Source organism: Dorea sp. ICN-14282 (assembly GCF_037890115.1).
GTDB lineage: Bacteria > Bacillota > Clostridia > Lachnospirales > Lachnospiraceae > Dorea_B > Dorea_B phocaeensis.
The window spans coordinates 175,245-193,349 of sequence record NZ_JBBKBH010000004.1 but is presented as its reverse complement, the minus strand read 5'-3'; the positions used below and the strand labels follow the sequence as shown (position 1 = coordinate 193,349).

Annotated in this window: 14 protein-coding genes, 3 tRNA genes and 2 pseudogenes; 12 read left to right on the top strand and 7 right to left on the bottom strand. The window is 42.9% G+C overall.

Annotated elements, in window-relative coordinates:
* Window positions 1-308: pseudogene (locus tag WKT00_RS11090) on the bottom strand (hypothetical protein); the annotation flags it as partial.
* Window positions 298-465, bottom strand: coding sequence for a proline--tRNA ligase (locus tag WKT00_RS11085; protein ID WP_242962688.1), 168 nt, complete (start codon window positions 463-465; stop codon window positions 298-300). The gene WKT00_RS11085 and the pseudogene WKT00_RS11090, both read right to left, overlap by 11 nt.
* A gap of 139 nt (window positions 466-604) precedes the next feature.
* Here WKT00_RS11085 and WKT00_RS11080 point away from each other — a divergent pair, with 139 nt between their 5' ends.
* From WKT00_RS11080 to WKT00_RS11060, 5 genes are all read left to right on the top strand, one after another.
* Window positions 605-817 carry a LysR family transcriptional regulator gene (locus WKT00_RS11080; RefSeq protein ID WP_200816260.1) on the top strand — a complete coding sequence of 71 codons (213 nt, stop codon included), beginning with the start codon at window positions 605-607 and terminating at the stop codon, window positions 815-817.
* Window positions 814-1,437: a LysR family transcriptional regulator substrate-binding protein gene (locus WKT00_RS11075; protein ID WP_200816261.1), complete on the top strand. Its 624-nt coding sequence runs from the start codon at window positions 814-816 to the stop codon at window positions 1,435-1,437. The genes WKT00_RS11080 and WKT00_RS11075 overlap by 4 nt, the downstream gene beginning before the upstream one ends.
* 77 nt (window positions 1,438-1,514) lie before the next feature.
* A complete protein-coding gene (locus WKT00_RS11070) occupies window positions 1,515-2,420 on the top strand; it encodes a S66 peptidase family protein (RefSeq protein ID WP_101695864.1) in 906 nt (301 codons plus the stop codon).
* A gap of 40 nt (window positions 2,421-2,460) precedes the next feature.
* Window positions 2,461-3,549: a DUF3810 domain-containing protein gene (locus tag WKT00_RS11065; protein WP_101695865.1), complete on the top strand. Its 1,089-nt coding sequence runs from the start codon at window positions 2,461-2,463 to the stop codon at window positions 3,547-3,549.
* Between the two features lie 85 nt (window positions 3,550-3,634).
* Window positions 3,635-4,261, top strand: coding sequence for a DUF1847 domain-containing protein (locus tag WKT00_RS11060; protein WP_101695866.1), 627 nt, complete (start codon window positions 3,635-3,637; stop codon window positions 4,259-4,261).
* Window positions 4,262-4,317: 56 nt separating this feature from the next.
* Here WKT00_RS11060 and WKT00_RS11055 read toward each other — a convergent pair whose 3' ends face one another.
* Window positions 4,318-6,531 carry a DNA topoisomerase III gene (locus WKT00_RS11055; RefSeq protein ID WP_101695867.1) on the bottom strand — a complete coding sequence of 738 codons (2,214 nt, stop codon included), beginning with the start codon at window positions 6,529-6,531 and terminating at the stop codon, window positions 4,318-4,320.
* 188 nt (window positions 6,532-6,719) lie between these two features.
* Between WKT00_RS11055 and WKT00_RS11050 the strand changes: the two genes are divergently transcribed.
* The 6 genes and pseudogenes from WKT00_RS11050 to WKT00_RS11025 form a co-directional block, all read left to right on the top strand.
* A tRNA-Glu gene (locus WKT00_RS11050) sits at window positions 6,720-6,791 on the top strand.
* 3 nt (window positions 6,792-6,794) lie between these two features.
* Window positions 6,795-6,865, top strand: a tRNA-Cys gene (locus WKT00_RS11045).
* A 113-nt stretch (window positions 6,866-6,978) separates the two neighbouring features.
* Window positions 6,979-7,359 (top strand): hypothetical protein, encoded by a 381-nt coding sequence (locus WKT00_RS11040; protein ID WP_101695868.1) that lies wholly within the window; start codon window positions 6,979-6,981, stop codon window positions 7,357-7,359.
* A 244-nt stretch (window positions 7,360-7,603) separates the two neighbouring features.
* Window positions 7,604-7,674, top strand: a tRNA-Cys gene (locus WKT00_RS11035).
* A 216-nt stretch (window positions 7,675-7,890) separates the two neighbouring features.
* Entirely contained in the window at window positions 7,891-13,200 is a 5,310-nt protein-coding gene (locus tag WKT00_RS11030; RefSeq protein ID WP_101695869.1) for a family 43 glycosylhydrolase, read from the top strand.
* 191 nt (window positions 13,201-13,391) lie between these two features.
* Window positions 13,392-13,668 (top strand): annotated as a pseudogene (locus WKT00_RS11025) (sugar transporter); the annotation flags it as partial.
* A gap of 155 nt (window positions 13,669-13,823) precedes the next feature.
* Here WKT00_RS11025 and bilS read toward each other — a convergent pair.
* From bilS to WKT00_RS11005, 4 genes are read right to left on the bottom strand one after another with little or no spacing between them, the layout of a single operon-like run.
* Complete coding sequence (gene bilS / locus WKT00_RS11020; protein ID WP_101695871.1) at window positions 13,824-14,351, bottom strand: flavodoxin family protein BilS; 528 nt, start codon at window positions 14,349-14,351, stop codon at window positions 13,824-13,826.
* Between the two features lie 21 nt (window positions 14,352-14,372).
* Window positions 14,373-15,119, bottom strand: a complete 747-nt coding sequence (locus WKT00_RS11015; protein ID WP_101695872.1) for a DnaJ domain-containing protein — start codon at window positions 15,117-15,119, stop codon at window positions 14,373-14,375.
* A gap of 3 nt (window positions 15,120-15,122) precedes the next feature.
* Window positions 15,123-16,007 carry a DUF5685 family protein gene (locus WKT00_RS11010; RefSeq protein WP_101695873.1) on the bottom strand — a complete coding sequence of 295 codons (885 nt, stop codon included), beginning with the start codon at window positions 16,005-16,007 and terminating at the stop codon, window positions 15,123-15,125.
* A gap of 11 nt (window positions 16,008-16,018) precedes the next feature.
* Complete coding sequence (locus WKT00_RS11005) at window positions 16,019-16,414, bottom strand: hypothetical protein (RefSeq protein ID WP_340263665.1); 396 nt, start codon at window positions 16,412-16,414, stop codon at window positions 16,019-16,021.
* 346 nt (window positions 16,415-16,760) lie between these two features.
* Here WKT00_RS11005 and WKT00_RS11000 point away from each other — a divergent pair, with 346 nt between their 5' ends.
* Window positions 16,761-18,101: an L-cysteine desulfidase family protein gene (locus tag WKT00_RS11000; RefSeq protein ID WP_340263664.1), complete on the top strand. Its 1,341-nt coding sequence runs from the start codon at window positions 16,761-16,763 to the stop codon at window positions 18,099-18,101.
* Window positions 18,102-18,105: the final 4 nt, after the last annotated feature.

The window sequence follows — 18,105 nt, the reverse complement described above, 5'->3', positions numbered from 1 at the left end:
GCGGTTTTTCTGTATTTAAAAAAAGAGAATTGTTTTTTTGAAAAAGCTGCCATGTTCAAAGAACTCAACATGGCAGCTTTTTCTAGGGGTATTTGTATTTCGATAATTACGGGTTTATGTTTGGAAAATGGTAAAAACTTATCAATAATATCTGCAGTTCGGAGTTTAAGGTAACAGGTAGTTGTTCCGTCGCTGCATCCGTAATAGTCTTCATTTGCAACGTCTTTGTCGATAATTACCTGTACATCTCTATCCAGGTCTAAAAGTGTTCCAAATACGGTTGCAGCACCGATTTTATTACCCAGCATTTCCTCCATCAGTTCTGCGGGAGCAAAAAATAGCTTCATCTGTGTCTACACGATCAAAGGGGATTTTCAGCTGTGCCAGGGCTTTGTAAGTCTCCTGCTGCAGATGGTTCTTATATTCGTCAGGTGCTGTTGTCATAATTTCGCTAATATAAAACATTTTTCTTCTCCGTATAAACATAAAAATTTGTCATTGCGCTATGACTTGTTAATAGTGTAGCATAATTTCATAGATAATAAAAACGAATAATTCTCATCCTATATACATGCTTTCAACTTAAATAAAGGAAATATATTTTATGGATGTAAATTTGCAAAAATATTTGGCTTTTGTAAAAGCCGTAGAATATAAAAATTTTACAAAAGCTGCTGCGGTACTAAATTATTCCCAGTCTGGAATCAGTCGTATGATTTCTGATCTGGAAAAGGAATGGAATGTGACTTTGTTGGAACGGAACCGCGCTGGAGTTCAGCTGACTTCTGATGGAAAGGAGCTGTGCCCTATGCGATGAGTCTCTGTGCAGAATATGAAAAATTACAAACTAAGGTAGACGATTTACATGGTTTGAAAGCAGGGCTTATTCGCATTGGTACTTTCTCCAGTGTGGCGACACATTGGCTCCCCAAGGTGATAAAAGCTTTTCAGAATGATTATTCGCAGATTGAATATGAGATTCTTTTAGGAGACTATACAGAAATTGAGAAATGGATTATTGAGAGACGTGTAGACTTTGGATTTTTAAGGCTGCCGACGCTGTCACAGTTTGAGACTATGTTTCTTGCACAGGATGAATTAATGGTTGTGCTCCCGGAAGCGCATCCGATGGCAGAGGCAGATGTATTTCCTATGGCTGCATTGTGTAAGGAGCCTTTTCTATTGCTTGAAAAAGATAAAAATATTGTTGTCTCGGATATTTTTAGAAAGAACCAATTAAAACCGGATATAAGGTTTACAACATGGGATGATTATGCCATTATGTCGATGGTTGAAGCAGGACTTGGTATTAGTATATTACCTAGTTTAGTTCTTCAAAGAATTCCTTATCGAATTGTGATAAAAAAGCTGGAAATGCCGCTTATCGGAAAATCGGTATTGCTATGCCTGATAAAAGGCAATGTTCTAAAGCAGTAAAAGAGTTTATCAAATATCTAGATAATAGATAAGCTTTCAGGTAGAGAAGTTGTGAAAAAGAAAGGATAGGTTTATTTATGCAGGAGATTATTTATCCGAGATCATTACAAAAAGGAGATCAGGTGTGTCTGATTGATCCGGCAAATGCATATACGGAGGCTGGAGTTGATGCGGCGGTTTCTTTTTTAGAAGGAAAGGGTCTGCAAGTAAGGGTCGCTGATGATATGGCATTTCGTCATGGGACGCCGATAGAACGGGCAGGAAAGCTGAACCGGATTTTTCAAGATGAAAACTGCGGGGGGATTTTTTGTATCTGGGGTGGATATGGAACCATGTCCCTTTTGGATTATTTAGATTATGATGCAATCAAAAAGAATCGGCAGGTTTTTACCGGTTTTAGTGATATTACAGCGATGCATTTGGCTATTGGCCAAAAATCAGGGCTTGTGACCTATCATAGCCCTGCGCTTTATAGCGAGAAACGGCCAACGACAGCGGAAGCTTTCGAGCAATTCTGGGATAAAATCGAAAACGTGGAGCGGGAGCGTGAACTAAAAAATCTGAATGGGGAAGATTTTCAGGTCCTTCGGGAAGGAGATTTTGAAGGGATTGTAACGGGTGGCAACATGACCCTTGTTAGTCGACTAATGGGAACGGAATACGAGATTGATACGAAGGGTAAAGTTTTATTTTTGGAAGAAGTAGGAGAAATGCCATATCGGCTTCATGGAATGCTTTCACAGCTTCGGATGGCTGGAAAGCTACAAGATGTGAAGGGGATTTTGATTGGCGCTTTAACGGATTGTGACACGAAAGGGCGACCGGGAAGTGCGATGGCATTGGTACAGGATGCATTAGAAGGAATTGACATTCCAATTATTGCAAACGTGCGGGCAGGTCATATTAAGGATCCGATTACGATTCCGCTTCATGGGAAATTAAAAGCTTCAGGAGGACGGATTTGGCAGTGTGCCGCAGAGTGAATGGATAGCGTATTACAGGAGTTAGAATAGGAGTAGGTGGATGCAGGAATGGATGAAAAGCAGAATGAATCAATGGAGTATCTGTTTGATATTATCAGCGTCTGCTTTAATAATAACAGCCAGATGTTCAAGTGAGTTTGCACATTGGTATAGTGTACACATTTATCAGGGAGTTGTAAATGTAATTGGAAGAGCAATGGGAATGATACCGATTTCTGTATCAGAAAGTCTGCTGTACCTTTTGATTTTTGCGGCTCTTTATCAATTCGTTAGAAGAATTTTCGGTACTTATAAGAGGAGGACTGGAGGAAGAAGTGTTTTTTTCCTGATGTCGGTACTGTATTTTTTATATGTGGTAAATTGCGGTGTGAATTATCAGCGGGAATCCTTTGCGGAAAATATTGGGTTGGAAATTCCATCTTATACGGTGGAAGATTTAAAGACGGTATGTCGAAAACTGACAAAAAAGGTCAATGAAACTGCAAATCAAGTATCGCGCGGGGAGGATGGAACTATGATCCTTTCAGAGGAGATAGACCGACAGGTGGTGGAAACGATGGAAGCGCAGGGGAAAGTATATGAAGTACTTTCCGGCTGTTATCCAAAGCCGAAGGGGCTTCTGTTTCCTTGGATTTTATCGATACAGAATTTGACAGGAGTATATTCTCCGTTTACCGTTGAAGCCAATTATAATACGGAGATGCCAGCTTATAATATTCCTTTTACAGCATGCCATGAACTCTCCCATCTTCGTGGATTTATGCAGGAGGAAGAGGCGAATTTTATTGCATATCTTTCGTCCAGTCAGTCGGATTATAAGGAGTTTCAATACAGTGGATCTTTGATGGGGTGGATTTATTGTATGAATGTACTTTATCAAGTGGAGTATGATTCCTGGGAAACGATTCGTGCAGAGTTATCGCCTCAGACAGAGGTTGATTTGGAGGAAAATAGCAAGTTTTGGGGAAAATATGATACGAAAGTGGCGGAAGTGGCAAATCAGGTTAATGATACGTACTTGAAAGCAAATGGCCAGAGTGATGGCGTAAAAAGTTATGACAAGGTGGTGGATTTAATCGTTGCGTATGAAATGCAGAAGGGAGGGCTGACATCAATCACGGGAAATTAGTGATTTCTCAAAGAATAAAGAAAATAGTCATGCACGGAAACAAAAAAGAGAAAACAAAAGAAAAGAGGAAAGGAAGGAAAAAGAAATGGAAAAGACGGAAATGTCATGTATTGATTGCGCAGTAAAAAACTGTGATAAAATGGACAGCAAATATCCAGAATTCTGTTTGACGACTCATATGGATGAACAGATATTGGAAGGAGCCATGAGATGCTATACAGAGGATGAGAATCATAAGGTCATGGTCGCCGCAGCAGAGGTGGAGGCAGATCATTACTGTCAGTATACAAGGGTAGAGGAAATTATTGCATTTGCCGAAAAGATAGGAGCCAAGAAGATCGGTATTGCGACCTGTGTTGGCTTGCTGAAGGAGAGCAGAATATTAGCATCTATTTTAAGAAATCGGGGATTTGAGGTATTTGGAATTACCTGTAAAGCAGGAGTACAGAAAAAGACTTCTGTAGGAATTCCGGAAAGATGTAATTGTGTAGGGGAGAATATGTGTAATCCAATTCTTCAGGCAAAGATGCTGAATGCAGCGAAGACGGATCTAAATGTGGTGGTTGGTTTGTGCGTGGGGCATGACAGCTTATTTTATAAATATGCGGAAGCGTTAACAACGACTGCCGTAACGAAGGATAGAGTGCTGGGTCATAATCCGGCGGCAGCATTATATACTGCGGATTCCTATTATTCAAAATTAAAAAAATAGAACGTTAAGAACAACAGCCTTCAGGAGAATGTGTTTCCTCCTGAAGGCTGTATGCATTAGTCTAGTTTAATTCCAGATAAAGCCTGGGCAAAAGCGTTATTGATGGGTTCATCCTTTTGTTTCTTCAGATATTTTTGAACATCCTTTTTGGAAACACCGGCGCCTTCTTTTTCCCGTCGTTTTTTGAAAGCGGACAGTTTTTCTTTGTATCCGCACTGACATACAAAGGTTTCTTCATCGCCCTTCTTGATCAGTTCCATTTTCTTATGGCAGTTTGGACACCGGGCATTGCTTGTGCGTGCGATGGTTTCGCGGTAGCCGCATTCACGATCCTGGCAGACCAGAAGGCGGGCATTTTTGCCATTGACGGCAAGCATTCGTTTTCCACAGCGAGGACATTTGCTGTTGGTTAAATTATCGTGGCGGAAGGTTCCGTCAGCTGTCTTGATTTCGGAAATCAGTTCCTTTGTATAGGTTTGGATTTCTTCAATAAAGGCTCGATCCTTTTGGGATCCTTGAGCGATTTTAGACAGCTTCATTTCCCATTTGGCAGTCAGTTCCGGCTTTTTAAGATCTTCAGGAACAAGCTCTAAAAGCTGGCGTCCTTTGGAAGTGATTAGAAGTTCGCTGCCCTTCTTTTCGATCAGAAATGAGTGGAATAATTTCTCGATAATATCAGCTCTAGTGGCAACGGTTCCAAGGCCGCCTGTTTCACCGAGGGTTTTGCGAGCCTGCGCATCCTTAGACTCCATATATTTTACGGGATTTTCCATGGCGGATAAAAGAGTACCTTCTGTAAATCTTGCCGGAGGAGTTGTCTTCCCGGTGGTCATAGATAGCCTGCGTATGGAAAGAGTATCACCTTTCGTCAGCTTGGGGAGCCTTTGGAGAGAACTGCTTTGCGCTTCTTTGTCATCAGGAAAATCACTGTCAGAATCATCTTCCCAGTCGGGAAGGTCCAGACTTTCATAGACGGCTTTCCAGCCAGCGGCAAGAACGACCTGTCCCTTAGCAGTAAATGTTTCTCCATTGACAGATGCTTTGATGGTCGTCTGTTCATATTCGGATGCCGGGTAGAAAACACTGATAAATCTGCGTACGACTAAATCATAAATTTTCCGCTCTTCGTTCGTCATATGTGTCAGTGGAACGGATTCTTCGGTAGGTATGATTGCATGGTGATCACTGACCTTGCTGTCATCGACAAATGCTTTCGAGGTTTTCAAAGGGGCTTTTAGAAGCGCTGGAATATAAGCTTTGTAAGGTCCTGTATTGCAGGCTTTTAACCGTTCTTTGAGGGTCGGAACAATATCATTTCCAATATAACGAGAATCCGTTCGAGGATAAGTCAGAACCTTGTGGTTTTCATATAGACGCTGCATAATGTTCAGTGTCTGTTTGGCAGAAAATCCAAAGCGTCTGTTGGCATCTCTTTGAAGTTCTGTCAGATCATAGAGACCGGGAGCGGGAATCTTTTTTGCTTTTTTCTGCACATCGGTGATGGTAAGATCGGAGTGGTTTATAAGTGACTGCAGATTTTGAATCCTCTCTTTATGAAAAGAACGGGACGTTCCATGCTTAGAATCCTGCCAGGAAAAGGAAGCCGCGTCAGTGACCGCTTTCAGACCATAATATTCCTGAGGCTGAAAAGAACGGATCTCATCCTCGCGTTTGGCAATCATAGCAAGAGTAGGCGTCTGAACACGTCCGCAGGAAAGCTGCGCATTATATTTGCAGGTCAGCGCGCGGGTTGCGTTGATACCAACCAGCCAATCAGCTTCGGCACGGCTTTTAGCGGCAGAATAAAGATTGTTGTATTGGCGGCCATCCTTTAAATTCGCAAAGCCTTCCCGAATTGCTTTATCCGTGACAGAAGAGATCCACAAACGTTTGATGGGTTTATGACAGCCGGTTTTCTCAAGAATCCATCTTGCGACAAGCTCTCCTTCGCGTCCGGCATCTGTTGCGATAATAATTTCTGAGACATCCTTGCGGAAAAGTTGAGATTTCACATGCTGAAACTGCTTGGATGTCTGTTTGATGGTTACCAGCTTCCAGTGATCGGGAATCATAGGGAGATAAGAAAGATTCCACTCTTTGAATTGCTTGTCGTATTCTTCCGGGTCTGCCAGTGTTACAAGGTGGCCAAGAGCCCAGGTTACAATATATTTACTGCCTTCGATTGCGCCAGGCAGAGCTTTGTGGCAGCTCAGCACTCGTGCGATATCGCGGGCAACGGATGGTTTTTCTGCTAATACTAGTGATTTCATAATCAGAACTCCTTCTATAAATCGAATCTGCTTTCAACATATCGAATTTATGGAGGTTTGTCAATCGAAAATAAAATGGAAGCGCATAAAAAAATCAAGAAATACAAATAAAATGTAAAAAACATCTTGCAAATATATAGAACTTATGTTATAGTATAACACGGTCACGTTTTAAGAATAAAATATATGGCTCCATGGTCAAGCGGTTAAGACATCGCCCTTTCACGGCGGTAACACGGGTTCGATTCCCGTTGGAGTCATTTGGCGCCATAGCCAAGTGGTAAGGCAGAGGTCTGCAACACCTTCATCACCAGTTCAAATCTGGTTGGCGCCTCTTGAGGAACACGGAAATCTTGAAAAAGATTTCCGTGTTTTTTCTTGTGCAACAGGATGGGCGGATGATATGATGAAGCAGGAACCAGTGAGAGAATTTATGGGGATATGCTTATGAAAAAATGGAAGATCAGCAGTGAAATTGTCTATTTGATTGGGACGGTGATTTTAGCACTTGCAACAGCAATGCTGACAGCGGCGGATTTTGGATTGTCCATGGTAGTTGCGCCGGCTTATATCGTTAGTTTAAAGTTTGATTTTCTTACATTTGGACAGGCAGAGTATATTGTACAGGGGCTATTATTTGTTGTGTTCTGTATGGTGGTGATCGTGGTATCGTTGCTGCTTCTTCATAAAATAGAAGGGATCGGCCCCGGAACGGTTGTACTTGCGGGATGCAATGGGATGTTGATCGGCTGGTATGGGAAATGGTTTGACAGAAAGTTTGAGGCAGAGCCGACGTGGAAGCGGCTGGCGGGGAAGTTTGAGTTGTAAAAGGGTTGAAGAATCGGTATTAAAAGTAATGAGTTCACATATACTAATGGAAGAATAGCGATGATCGCGATCATGGACGTAGTTGTGACGAAAATTGCGCTGAAAATGCAGGATGTATTTATTGAGAATGTATATAAGACACGTCAGGCGTTGGAAAAAGAAAAATAGTATTTATATAGAAAATAGAAGAGGTTAAACTTGACTATGTTATAAAGATTTGCTATACTAAAGAGGTCGGTAGCAAGGCGCCATAGCCAAGTGGTAAGGCAGAGGTCTGCAACACCTTCATCACCAGTTCAAATCTGGTTGGCGCCTTTAAAAAGAGACCAAAATCTTTAGAGGAGATTTTGGTCTCTTTTTATATATTTAAGGAAAGAATCTAACTAAATCTAACGGAAATTTTAAATTCTTTGAATCACAAAAAAAATGAAAAAACTTCCAAAAAAAATCTATTTAAAATAAAATAGCCCGGTGCTATTGTAGATATAAAATGAAATTTTTTTTATAAAAGGAGGAAAAGGAGGAAAAAGGATGAAAAGAAAGAGAAAATACTGGGGGGTGGCGAGTATTCTGCTTATTCTAGCCATGATATGTAGTTTACTCCCCGTAAATTATTTGGAAGCGTCTTCGTCTTCGGATAATGGAGATGGAACGTTTACAAATCCGGTTATTTATGCAGATGTTCCAGATTTGGATGTAATCCGTGTGGGAGACGCTTATTATATGGTAAGCACAACCATGCATTTGTCTCCAGGATGCCCAGTTATGAAATCTACGGACATGGTTAATTGGGAAATTGTCAATTATGTCTATGATACCTTGGGAGATGAAGACAAGCTGGCGTTGAGAAATGGAGAAAGCGATTACGGAAATGGTTCATGGGCAGCAAGTCTTCGGTATTTTAAAGAAAAATACTATGTGACTTTTGCAAGCTTAAGTACGGGAAAGACGTATATCTACTCTACGGCGGATATTGAAAATGGACCATGGCATAAGTCAGAGTTTAAGGGATATCTTCATGACATTTCTCTTCTTACGACAGAAGACAAGATGTATGTAGTGTATGGAAGCGGTACCGCTCTTTGCCGAGAATTGTCAGAAGATGAAAATGGAGATATTTCTTTTGGAGAAGAATCTACATTAATTAAACATACAGCACTTGATAACGAAGGAAATCCGGTTAATGGTGCGGTAAATTATGTTTCAGAAGGAATTCACGCATATCAGATCGGGGATTATTACTATCTGTTTATGATTCAATGGCCAAGCGGCGGACGCCGCCAGGAGATCTGCTGGAGATCGAAAACGCTTGATTCAAAAGGCTGGGAGAGCAGAAAGATCTTTGATTCAGGCTTAGAGTTCGATGGCAAGATGGATGAAGCTGGGGTTGCCCAGGGCGGAGTTGTAGAGACGAAAGACGGAAAGTGGTATTCATATTTATTCCAGGATCACGGATCAGTCGGAAGAGTTCCGGTGCTGGTTCCGGTGGAATGGAAAGATGGCTGGCCGGTGTTTGGTGATGAGAATGGCAAAGCAGAATCAGTTATGAAGATTCCGGGAGTCTCAAGTGATGAGAAGAATATTGTAGTATCCGATGAATTCTATAATGGAGAAACCAGAAAAGTTTATTCGGATAAAGATGCGGTTGTTCAATCTTCTGAAGAGCCAAAAAAGGCAGTGAAGAATAAAGAAAATAAGGCAGAGAAAGAAATAGTCGAAGTGCTGAAAAACGGCGGATTTGAAGAAGGAACGAAAGGCTGGACAACACAGCAGCCGGGAACACTTACGGAAGTAACAGATGTGATTGTAAGTGGAGAAAAGGCTGTAAAAGTGACGGATAGAACGTTGACCGCATCAGGTCCAAAGCAGGTGATTACCGGCAAAATAAAGGCTGGACAGAAAGTCAATGTCAGCGCCAAAGTAAAGTATGATGAAGGGCCAGACGTTAGGACTTTTAATATTTGCATTCAGAATAATAAAGATGGAAATGTATGGGATGGAATTGAAATTGCGGCCACAGCCGAAGTGAAAAAAGGAGAGTGGACGACAATTCAGGGAAGCTGTACGATTCCGGCCAATGCAGATATGTCTTATAGTGGACTTTTTGTTGAGACAGGATGGGTACCAGAGCCTTCCAAGGACAAGGATCTGATGGATTTTTATGTGGATGACGTATCCTGCAGTTATGAAGCGAATTACGGTATTATTGAAAACGGTGGATTTGAATCTGGTTTAGCCCCATGGCAGATGCAGGATGGCAAAGGGAACTTAGAAGTTACAGATACAGATGCAGCATCAGGAACATACAGTGTATTGGCAAAAGACAGAGTGGCAACAGGAAATGGTCCGATGCAGAACTTGACAGGTAAGGTGAATGCAGGCAGAAAGTATAAGGTTGCTGCGAAAGTAAAATATACATCAGGACCAGACAGCAGAGATTTTGCATTTACCTTCCGTTACGGAGATGGAACGTTTAAAAATGCCCAAATTGCAACGGTAAAGAAAAATGAATGGACACTGATAGAAGGAAGCTACAAGATTCCGGCAGATGCAGATATGTCAGATGTCTGTGCATTTCTTGAGACGACATGGACAGTAGAACAGGATAAGCGGAAGGATTTAATGGATTTCTATGTAGATGATGTCTCAATTGTCGAAGAACCAAAAGAAGAGCAGATTGAAAATGGCGAGAACGATTATAATGGATCAAATTTGAAGCTGGAATGGCAGTGGAATCACAATCCAAATAATAATAACTGGTCATTGACAGAGAGAAATGGTTATCTGCGTCTGACAACGGGAAATGTTGTGACGAATATTGTTGAAGCTCGAAATACTTTGACACAGCGAACATATGGACCAGCTTGTTCCGGCGATGTGGCTTTGGAGGTTTCAGGCATGAAAAATGGTGATGTAGCAGGTCTTGCTGCATTCCAAAAGCATTATGGATACGTCGGAGTCAAGATGGAAGGCGGAACCAAATATTTGGTTATGGTGAAGACGGAAAGTGATGATAACCCAAATGGAAATGAGATCGAACGGGTAGAACTTGATCCTTCTGTAGAGAGAGTTTATTTGCGTGCAGATATGGACTTTAAACAGAAGACGGATAAAGCGGTATTCTTTTATAGCCTGGACGGAAAAGAGTGGTCTCAGATTGGCGATACTCTGCAGATGGCATATACGCTTCCGCATTTCATGGGATATCGCTTCGGATTATTTAATTATGCGACTATAGAAGCCGGTGGATATGCAGATTTTGATTATTTCCACGTGGGAGATATGGGAGAAGAAAGTGCGCCGACAGGATTGAATGTATCGTTAGAGGATATCGAAGGAGTATCAGGAATTGCAAATGCAGAGGTGAAGCTCCCGATTCAAATGGACGCACTTCCGGATGGAGAGTATTCCGGAATTGAGATGTCTATGAATATTCCAGAAGAATTCCGAGTGGCAGATGTTGCTTTCCAGGACAAAAATGTATCAGGAAATACTTCTTATTCTTACTTGAATGGACGACTGGTTCTTTCAGTTACAGGGGATAAAGTTGATTACAACAATACAGAAGGACAGGAATTTGCAACGGTAACATTGCGATTAGCGGATTATCTTACCGAAGATAAGACGGTAACAGTGCGTACAGACTATGTAAAAGTGGCAGGAGGAAATGTAAGCTACAATGTAGACCAGGCAGTGTCCAATATCTCTATGACAAAGCTGAAAACGAGTGCATTGGCAAAAATCCCAGGCTACTCAAATCCAGTTATTGATTATGATTTTGGAGCGGATCCATTTGCGCTTACTTATGATGGCCGGGTTTACTTATATATGACAGCCGACCAGTTCGAGTATGATGCCGAAGGAAATTTGATTGATAATACATACAGTAAGATTAATAAGTTGCATGTGGTTTCTTCCGCAGATATGGTGAACTGGACAGATCATGGATTTGTTCAGGTGGCGGGAGAAAATGGAGTGGCTAAATGGGCAAATAATTCCTGGGCTCCGGCAGCAGCTTATAAGAAAATTAATGGAGAAGATAAATTCTTCCTGTATTTCTGTAATGGCGGAGGCGGCATCGGAGTGCTCGAGGGAGACTCTCCGGTGGGACCATTTAGAGATCCAAATGGAAAAGCACTTGTAGATGCCAGCACACCAGGAGCACAGGGAGTTACCTGGATTTTTGATCCGGCTGTTATGGTGGATGATGATGGAACTGGATATTTAGTGTTCGGCGGAGGAATTCCAAACGACAAGGATAATGCAAGCTGCCTGAATCCAAAGACGGCAAGAGTGATGAAGCTGGGAGATGATATGACCAGCGTTGAAGGCGAAGCTGTGATGATCGATGCACCGTGTATGTTTGAGGATGGTGGCATTCACAAGGTTAATGACCAGTATTATTATACCTATTGTTCTAATTTTGCGGGTGATCATTCAGCGATAGCAGGATATCCGGGATATGGAAACATTTGCTATATGGTAAGTGATAATCCGATGGGACCATATGAGTACAAGGGAGAAATTCTGCAGAATCCGCATACATACTTTGGTGTAGGCGGCAACAATCATCATGCTATTTTTAACTTTGACGGAAAATCCTATATCACCTATCATGCACAGACGCTGGGTCAGGCAATGGGTATTGAGAAAGGATATCGATCCACACATATTAATGAGGTATTCTATTATGCAGACGGAGGCATTAAGGAAATTATTGCCGATCGCGAAGGAATCAGCCAGCTTCACACAATAGATCCATATGCCAAGACTGCAGGAGAAACCATTGCATGGCAGTCTGGAATACAGGTGGAAGACTGTGAAGAAAAAGGAAATGGACTTTCAGCGGTAAACAATAGAAAAGTAACCGGTATTAACCCTGGAGACTGGGCAGCAGTGGCCGGTGCAGATTTTGGAATGGAGGGAGCAGCATCCTTCACAGCGAAAGTTGCATCTGAGGCAGGAGGAACGATAGAGCTTAGAGTTGATTCACCGGATGGAGAAGTGGTGGGAACACTTGACATTCCAGCAGGAGATGGATCCTGGAAGGAGTTAAGCTGCGAAGTAAAAGGCCTGACAGGAACACATAATGTTTTCTTTGTGTTTAACGGAGATTCCAAGGAAGATAATCTGATGAGCATCGATGAATGGCAGTTTACAGAAAAGAAAGCAACGGCGCCAGATAAGAGCAAGCTGGCAGAAGTAATTGAGCGGGCGTCTAAGGTAGAGGTTTCTAAGTATACAGAAGAAACAGTAGAAAAGATGCAGGAAGCATTCTCTGAAGCACAGAAAGTCTATGATGATCAGGAGGCAACAGAGAGCGAGATTGCAAAAGCCGTAAAAATGCTGGAAGATGCACTGGAGAATCTGAAATTAAAGGAGAATGAAGGTTATAAGGTGCTGGAAGGAAGCGACAGCAAGTGGACACGAGGCTCGAAAGAAGGTCTTACATTTAAAATCAGTAAAGGTAAGTTTGATCATTTAGAGATAAGCGGTGTCGTAGTTGACCCATCTCAATATACCTTTGATGCAGAAAATATGACAATCCTAGTTCGACCGGAGTATTTAGACAGCCTCGCGGAAGGTGTTTATACGGTTGCATTTGTTTATAGCGACGGCGGAGAGGCTTGTGCAAAACTAACGGTTGTAGTACCGGATGCTGGAGATGGTCAAAATAATGAAGGTAATCAAGGCGGCAGCGGTAATAGCCAGGGAGATGGCGGAAGTGGAAATGGTACGGTGAAAACCGGAGATTCGGCTAATGTTGTTTCCTGGGGTGTGCTGTTAATTCTGGCGATGTTCGGAGCTGGAATGGCAGTGCGGGCAAAAAGAAAAAAATAATATTGTAGAGTTGCCTGTTTAGGGACAGGGTGAAAGTTAATTGGGGACGTGTACAAATGAAAAAAACTCCGTCCCCAATGTAGTATAGAACATCATAATAAGTACTAACAGATATACTAAAAATCAATTGGCTTTTTGCGTGTGTGGTCGATATACTGAAACTAGTGTATAAAATAGAGGAGGTAATTAGTATGTCTATTACAGCGGAAACAGCGAAAAATCATGCAAAGGATCCGGCGGTATTATGCTGCAGAGCAGAAGCGGGAATCACGATTGAACCGGCGAACTTAGAAGATCCGGCGATCTTTGATGAGTTGGTTGATTCTGGGTTGTTGAATTTGGAGGGCTGTTTAACAATTGAGCAAGTCCTGGGAGCAAAGCTTACAAAGACGAGTGATTCACTTTCCCCATTGACTGTGGATAATGTGGAGGGAATCCAGGAAGTGTCCGCAGAAGAACCTAAGGAAGAGTCCCCGGCAGAGGCTCCGGTAGTGTCTGTGGAAGGGGCAGTGACTACAATTAAACATGGAAAAGTTGTAATTTCTATTAAAGAAGGAAGAGATATTTATTTAGAATTGCCTATTTAGGGACAGGGTAAAAGTTAATTGGGGACGGAGGTTTTTTCAAAAAACTCCGTCCCCAATTAACTTTAATATTCTATCCACAAATACCTTCGCATGTTCAAAATCCAGGCTATCCGGATGGGTGAGGGCATCGTCGAAATTGCGGATGCAAAAATCCATTTTTTCGGCGTTTTCCGGTGTGCGGAGCGTTTCATATTTTTTGCGTACTTGTTGAGGCATCCGCCCTTGGCAAAGGAAAGAACCCAGATACTGATTGTCAGATTCAATCCAGGCGCTGACGCTGCAGGAGATAGCCTGGTAGTATTCTGGGGAATCGCCCATTCCGCAGGTGCCGAACAGAGCGATTTGCTTGCCGCTTAAGCTGCTTAGGAAATCGCTGACGGTCATGCTGCAGGTACCCTGATGAACGCAGAAGCCTATGAAATAGATTTTGGCTTCCGGGATAGTTTTATCAGTGGTGATATCGATCAGGTCTTTTGAGTTGCCCGGAAGGCGCGAAAAAATAGTAGCAGCAAGCTTCCGGGTATTGCCTGTTTCGCTTTGATATAGTACAAGATAATCTAACATGGAAGATCACTCCTCTCTGTTTTAGATATAATTTCCGCCGGTTGGAACTCCGCCTCCGCAGCAAAGACCGCCGCCTCCGCAGCAGAGATTGCAGACCAGATTGGCGATGCAAAGCTTCATGCAGAAATTTCCGCCGCCGGTAAAGGTTGTCTGATAAGGTCCTTGTTGTTCCTGATACCAGATGCCGCCGCGCTCAAATCGGTTCACAAGCATTTGATACTGCATGTTGTCCGGTTCCAGCCGAAGAGCTTCTTTTGCGTGCTGCAGGGCGATAACGTTATTACCTGCACCGGAGTTGGCAAGCGCGCTGTAGTAATACCAGAGCGCATTTCGCCTAGTGATAGGATTTAGCAGGTTCAGAGCTTCCTGATAATGTCCGCTGTTAATAAAATTAAAGGCAGCCCGCATATGGAGCTCGTCCTCACTTTCTGCGGCGCCAGATCCGGCTTGTTGATATTGACCGTTAAAACCTCGGAAGGTTCCAAAACCGCCGAAGTCTCCGAAGTCGCCATATCCGCCGCCGTAGCTGCCGTATCCGCCGGAAGAACCGTAGTTGCCGGAAGCATTGGAAGTTCCATATTCCCGTTCCTTCATAATCTGTTGATAGGCTTGCTGAACTTCTTTGAATTTGGCTTCAGCCTGATCTTTGTTGGGGTTATTGATATTGGCATCCGGGTGATACTTCCGGCTGAGCGAGCGGTAAGCTTTTTTGATGTCATCGTCGGAGGCACTTTGTGATACACCTAAGATGCTGTATGGATCTAACATTTTTTATTCTCCTGTATTCTGATTTTTGGTGGCAGATGATGGATTTGCTGCTTCTTCCTGCTGCTTTTTCCTTTTGGCAGTGACTGCTGTGTACCGGCACCACACGCCGGAATATAGAATGTTGCGGAGAATTTCGGCGTGCAGGAGAATGGGAAGTTTCTCGAAGCTTCTGGAACATTCCGACATCATCAGAGTTAAGAGTGTTCGACAATCTTCAGCGAAATTTTTATTATTCTGAAAATCATTTTTTAACGGATTATAGTTCCCGGATGCGAGATCGTCCTCAACATCCTCATATGCGTCCATTAAGTAAATAAATTTCCCAAGAAAGAATCCTATTTTCCGAAGATAAGGTTCCCATTCATCTTTTTGATAGACAAAGCATTCCGCCATAATATTTCCAAATAGTCCGGCCATCCGGTCGATACTTTGTTCATTCTGTTTCTCAAGTCTGGAAATTTCCTGCAAATTCTGGGTCACGACAGCAACCTTTTGGGGATATTTCTGTTCGATTTCCCGAATGCAAGGGGATAGAACTTTCGCGGCGGCACGGCTTTTCAGCTTGTGCTCGTCTTCCCAGTCATCCTTGCATTTGTAATAGCAGAGAATCATGTTGATAGCGGCTGCATAATCGGTATATAAATTGGTTCTGGCAGCGTGTTTTTCCAGTGGGTGTGCAATACAGCTGATTGTGTCAAGCCTGGTGTCAGGCTCATACAATCCGGTTAACAGAACGACTAGAAAAGTCATGTCATAGGATAAAGTCATCTGACCTCTCTTGCCATAACATTCTTTTAGCTGTTTGCAAAGTCCGCAGTAGTAGGATTGATACATATCGAAATCTTTGAATTTCATTTCCGCCTTATTAATTGCAATATAACCAAACATTTCAGGTTCTCCTAACTGTTTTTGATAAATGTAGTATTACATTTGGGGCAGCGGATTTCAATGCGTCCCTTTCCTTTTGGAACACGGATTTTTTGGCGGCAGGTAGGACACTTATAGATGTGATGGGTTTTGCGCTGTGCCATCAGATTCTTCTGTTGTCCAAAGAAGCTGCGAATTTTATAGGTTTTACTCAGATACTGCTGATTTTCTGTAGCACGCTTGTAGGTGTTTCTGGAAAACATTCTATAATAAGAATAAATGATTAAGAACCAGGCAAGCAGTGAAAGCAGGAAGCTGTCCATCCAGTTAGACAGAAGTGCAGCGATTAATCCTGTAAAGATGGTGAACTTCCCAAATGAGTCAATACCGTATCTTCCGGCCATAAATCGTATTAGTTTATCTTTCATATGTCTGAACCTCCTCAAGTCTGAAATGGAAGAAGCCATTTCTATCATATCTTCCATCATACGATGAGACGTGGGAAAGTCAATAAACTACGCATAAACTTATTAGAAAATTATATAAAGTTTTTTTTAGATGTGTTACAATGTACGGAAAGGGCAGAGCCAGGCCGGAAGGCATGCATCGGCTGCGCTTGCGCAAAGAGAGGCATGCCTTTCGATCTGGCGAGCGAAGCGAGCGAGGAAAACCGAAGGTTTTGCGCAGCTATGCCCGCAGAAGGAGCGAAGCGAGCGAGGAAAACCGGAGGTTTTGCGCAGCTATGCCCGCGGAAAGGGTAGAAAGGGGATTGCAATGAGGAAATTAACCGAATTGATTCGAGCGGATATGCGTCCGGCGCTTGGTGTGACGGAGCCGGGAGCGATTGCATTTGCAGTGGCAAGTGCGAAGAGCCATGTTGCGGGAGAAGTGAAAAAGGTCCATGTAGCATTGAATTCAGGAATGTATAAAAATGCATTTACATGTGGAATTCCAAATTCTTCCCATTTTGGAAATTTATATGCGGCAGCACTTGGCGCAGTGGCAGCAGATGCTAAGAAAGGATTAGAATCACTGGATGCAGTTACGCCGAAGGGTGACGTGCTGGCGGAGCAGATGGTTGCAGATGGAAAGGTTGAGGTGGTTTTAGATCACATCGGATCAGAGATCACGATTGATGCAAGGGTAGAGACCGAGACGGATAACTGTGTGGTCAGTATCCGTGGAAGTCATACAAATATTGTACAGATTGTGAAAAACGGAATCTGCATCTGGCAGATGAAAGAAGATGCAAAAGTAGAGGAGAAAGAAGAGCCGGAGAAAGTCGCGGGAGCTTTTTCGGAAGCCGATTGTAAGGGAATAGGCACTGGTAGCGACATACCGGTCATTCACCGCTATACGCTGGCGCAGATTCTTTCTTATGTACGGGAAGTTCCGGCAGAAGAAATAGCATTTATCGGGGATGCATTTACCATGAATCTGGAACTTTTGCAGGAAGGAATTCGTTCAAAGCGGACGACGATTACGCCGATGCTTTTAGAGGAAAATGGGCAGGAGCTGATCTCAGAAAATGCACAAAGTACAGCACAGCTTCTTTGTAATGGAGCGATCGAGGCCAGGGTATTGGGACTTAGCCGTCCGGCAATGAGTATTACAGGAAGTGGAGCCCACGGAATTATTGCGACGATGCCATTGTATGCATATGCGAAGGTGCATAAGGAGCGTGTGTCAGAAGAAGCGCTTCTTAGAGCCACGGCGCTTAGTTACTTGATTACGATGTATATAAAAGAGTACTCCGGGAAGCTTTCGGCATTTTGCGGCTGTGGAATTGCAGCGGGAACAGGAATGGCGTGCGGGCTTGCCTATCTGCAGGGCGCAGAGGAAGAGGCATTTACGAATGTAATTCAAAATATGGCGAGCGGCCTTACGGGAATGATTTGCGATGGCGGAAATCATGGATGCGCAATGAAAGGTATTGTGGCGGTTGACGCAGCATTTCGAGCAGCGGATATGGCGAAAAAAGGCATTTGTATTGAACATATTCATGGGATTAATGGAAGGACACCGGAGGATACCATGCAATATATGGGAATGATTGCATCTCCGGGAATGGTAGAGACAGAAAAGACAATTGTAGAAATCATGGAACAGAAGTAGTGGG

Coding starts and splice junctions, on each gene's coding strand:
- WKT00_RS11030 (WP_101695869.1), top strand. CDS start 7,891: ATGAAAAGAAAGAGAAAATACTGGGGGGTGGCGAGTATTCTGCTTATT.
- WKT00_RS11000 (WP_340263664.1), top strand. CDS start 16,761: ATGAGGAAATTAACCGAATTGATTCGAGCGGATATGCGTCCGGCGCTT.
- WKT00_RS11060 (WP_101695866.1), top strand. CDS start 3,635: ATGGAAAAGACGGAAATGTCATGTATTGATTGCGCAGTAAAAAACTGT.
- WKT00_RS11075 (WP_200816261.1), top strand. CDS start 814: ATGAGTCTCTGTGCAGAATATGAAAAATTACAAACTAAGGTAGACGAT.
- WKT00_RS11015 (WP_101695872.1), bottom strand. CDS start 15,119: ATGTTAGATCCATACAGCATCTTAGGTGTATCACAAAGTGCCTCCGAC.
- WKT00_RS11080 (WP_200816260.1), top strand. CDS start 605: ATGGATGTAAATTTGCAAAAATATTTGGCTTTTGTAAAAGCCGTAGAA.
- WKT00_RS11040 (WP_101695868.1), top strand. CDS start 6,979: ATGAAAAAATGGAAGATCAGCAGTGAAATTGTCTATTTGATTGGGACG.
- WKT00_RS11005 (WP_340263665.1), bottom strand. CDS start 16,414: ATGAAAGATAAACTAATACGATTTATGGCCGGAAGATACGGTATTGAC.
- WKT00_RS11070 (WP_101695864.1), top strand. CDS start 1,515: ATGCAGGAGATTATTTATCCGAGATCATTACAAAAAGGAGATCAGGTG.
- WKT00_RS11085 (WP_242962688.1), bottom strand. CDS start 465: ATGTTTTATATTAGCGAAATTATGACAACAGCACCTGACGAATATAAG.
- WKT00_RS11065 (WP_101695865.1), top strand. CDS start 2,461: ATGCAGGAATGGATGAAAAGCAGAATGAATCAATGGAGTATCTGTTTG.
- WKT00_RS11010 (WP_101695873.1), bottom strand. CDS start 16,007: ATGTTTGGTTATATTGCAATTAATAAGGCGGAAATGAAATTCAAAGAT.
- WKT00_RS11055 (WP_101695867.1), bottom strand. CDS start 6,531: ATGAAATCACTAGTATTAGCAGAAAAACCATCCGTTGCCCGCGATATC.
- bilS (WP_101695871.1), bottom strand. CDS start 14,351: ATGTTAGATTATCTTGTACTATATCAAAGCGAAACAGGCAATACCCGG.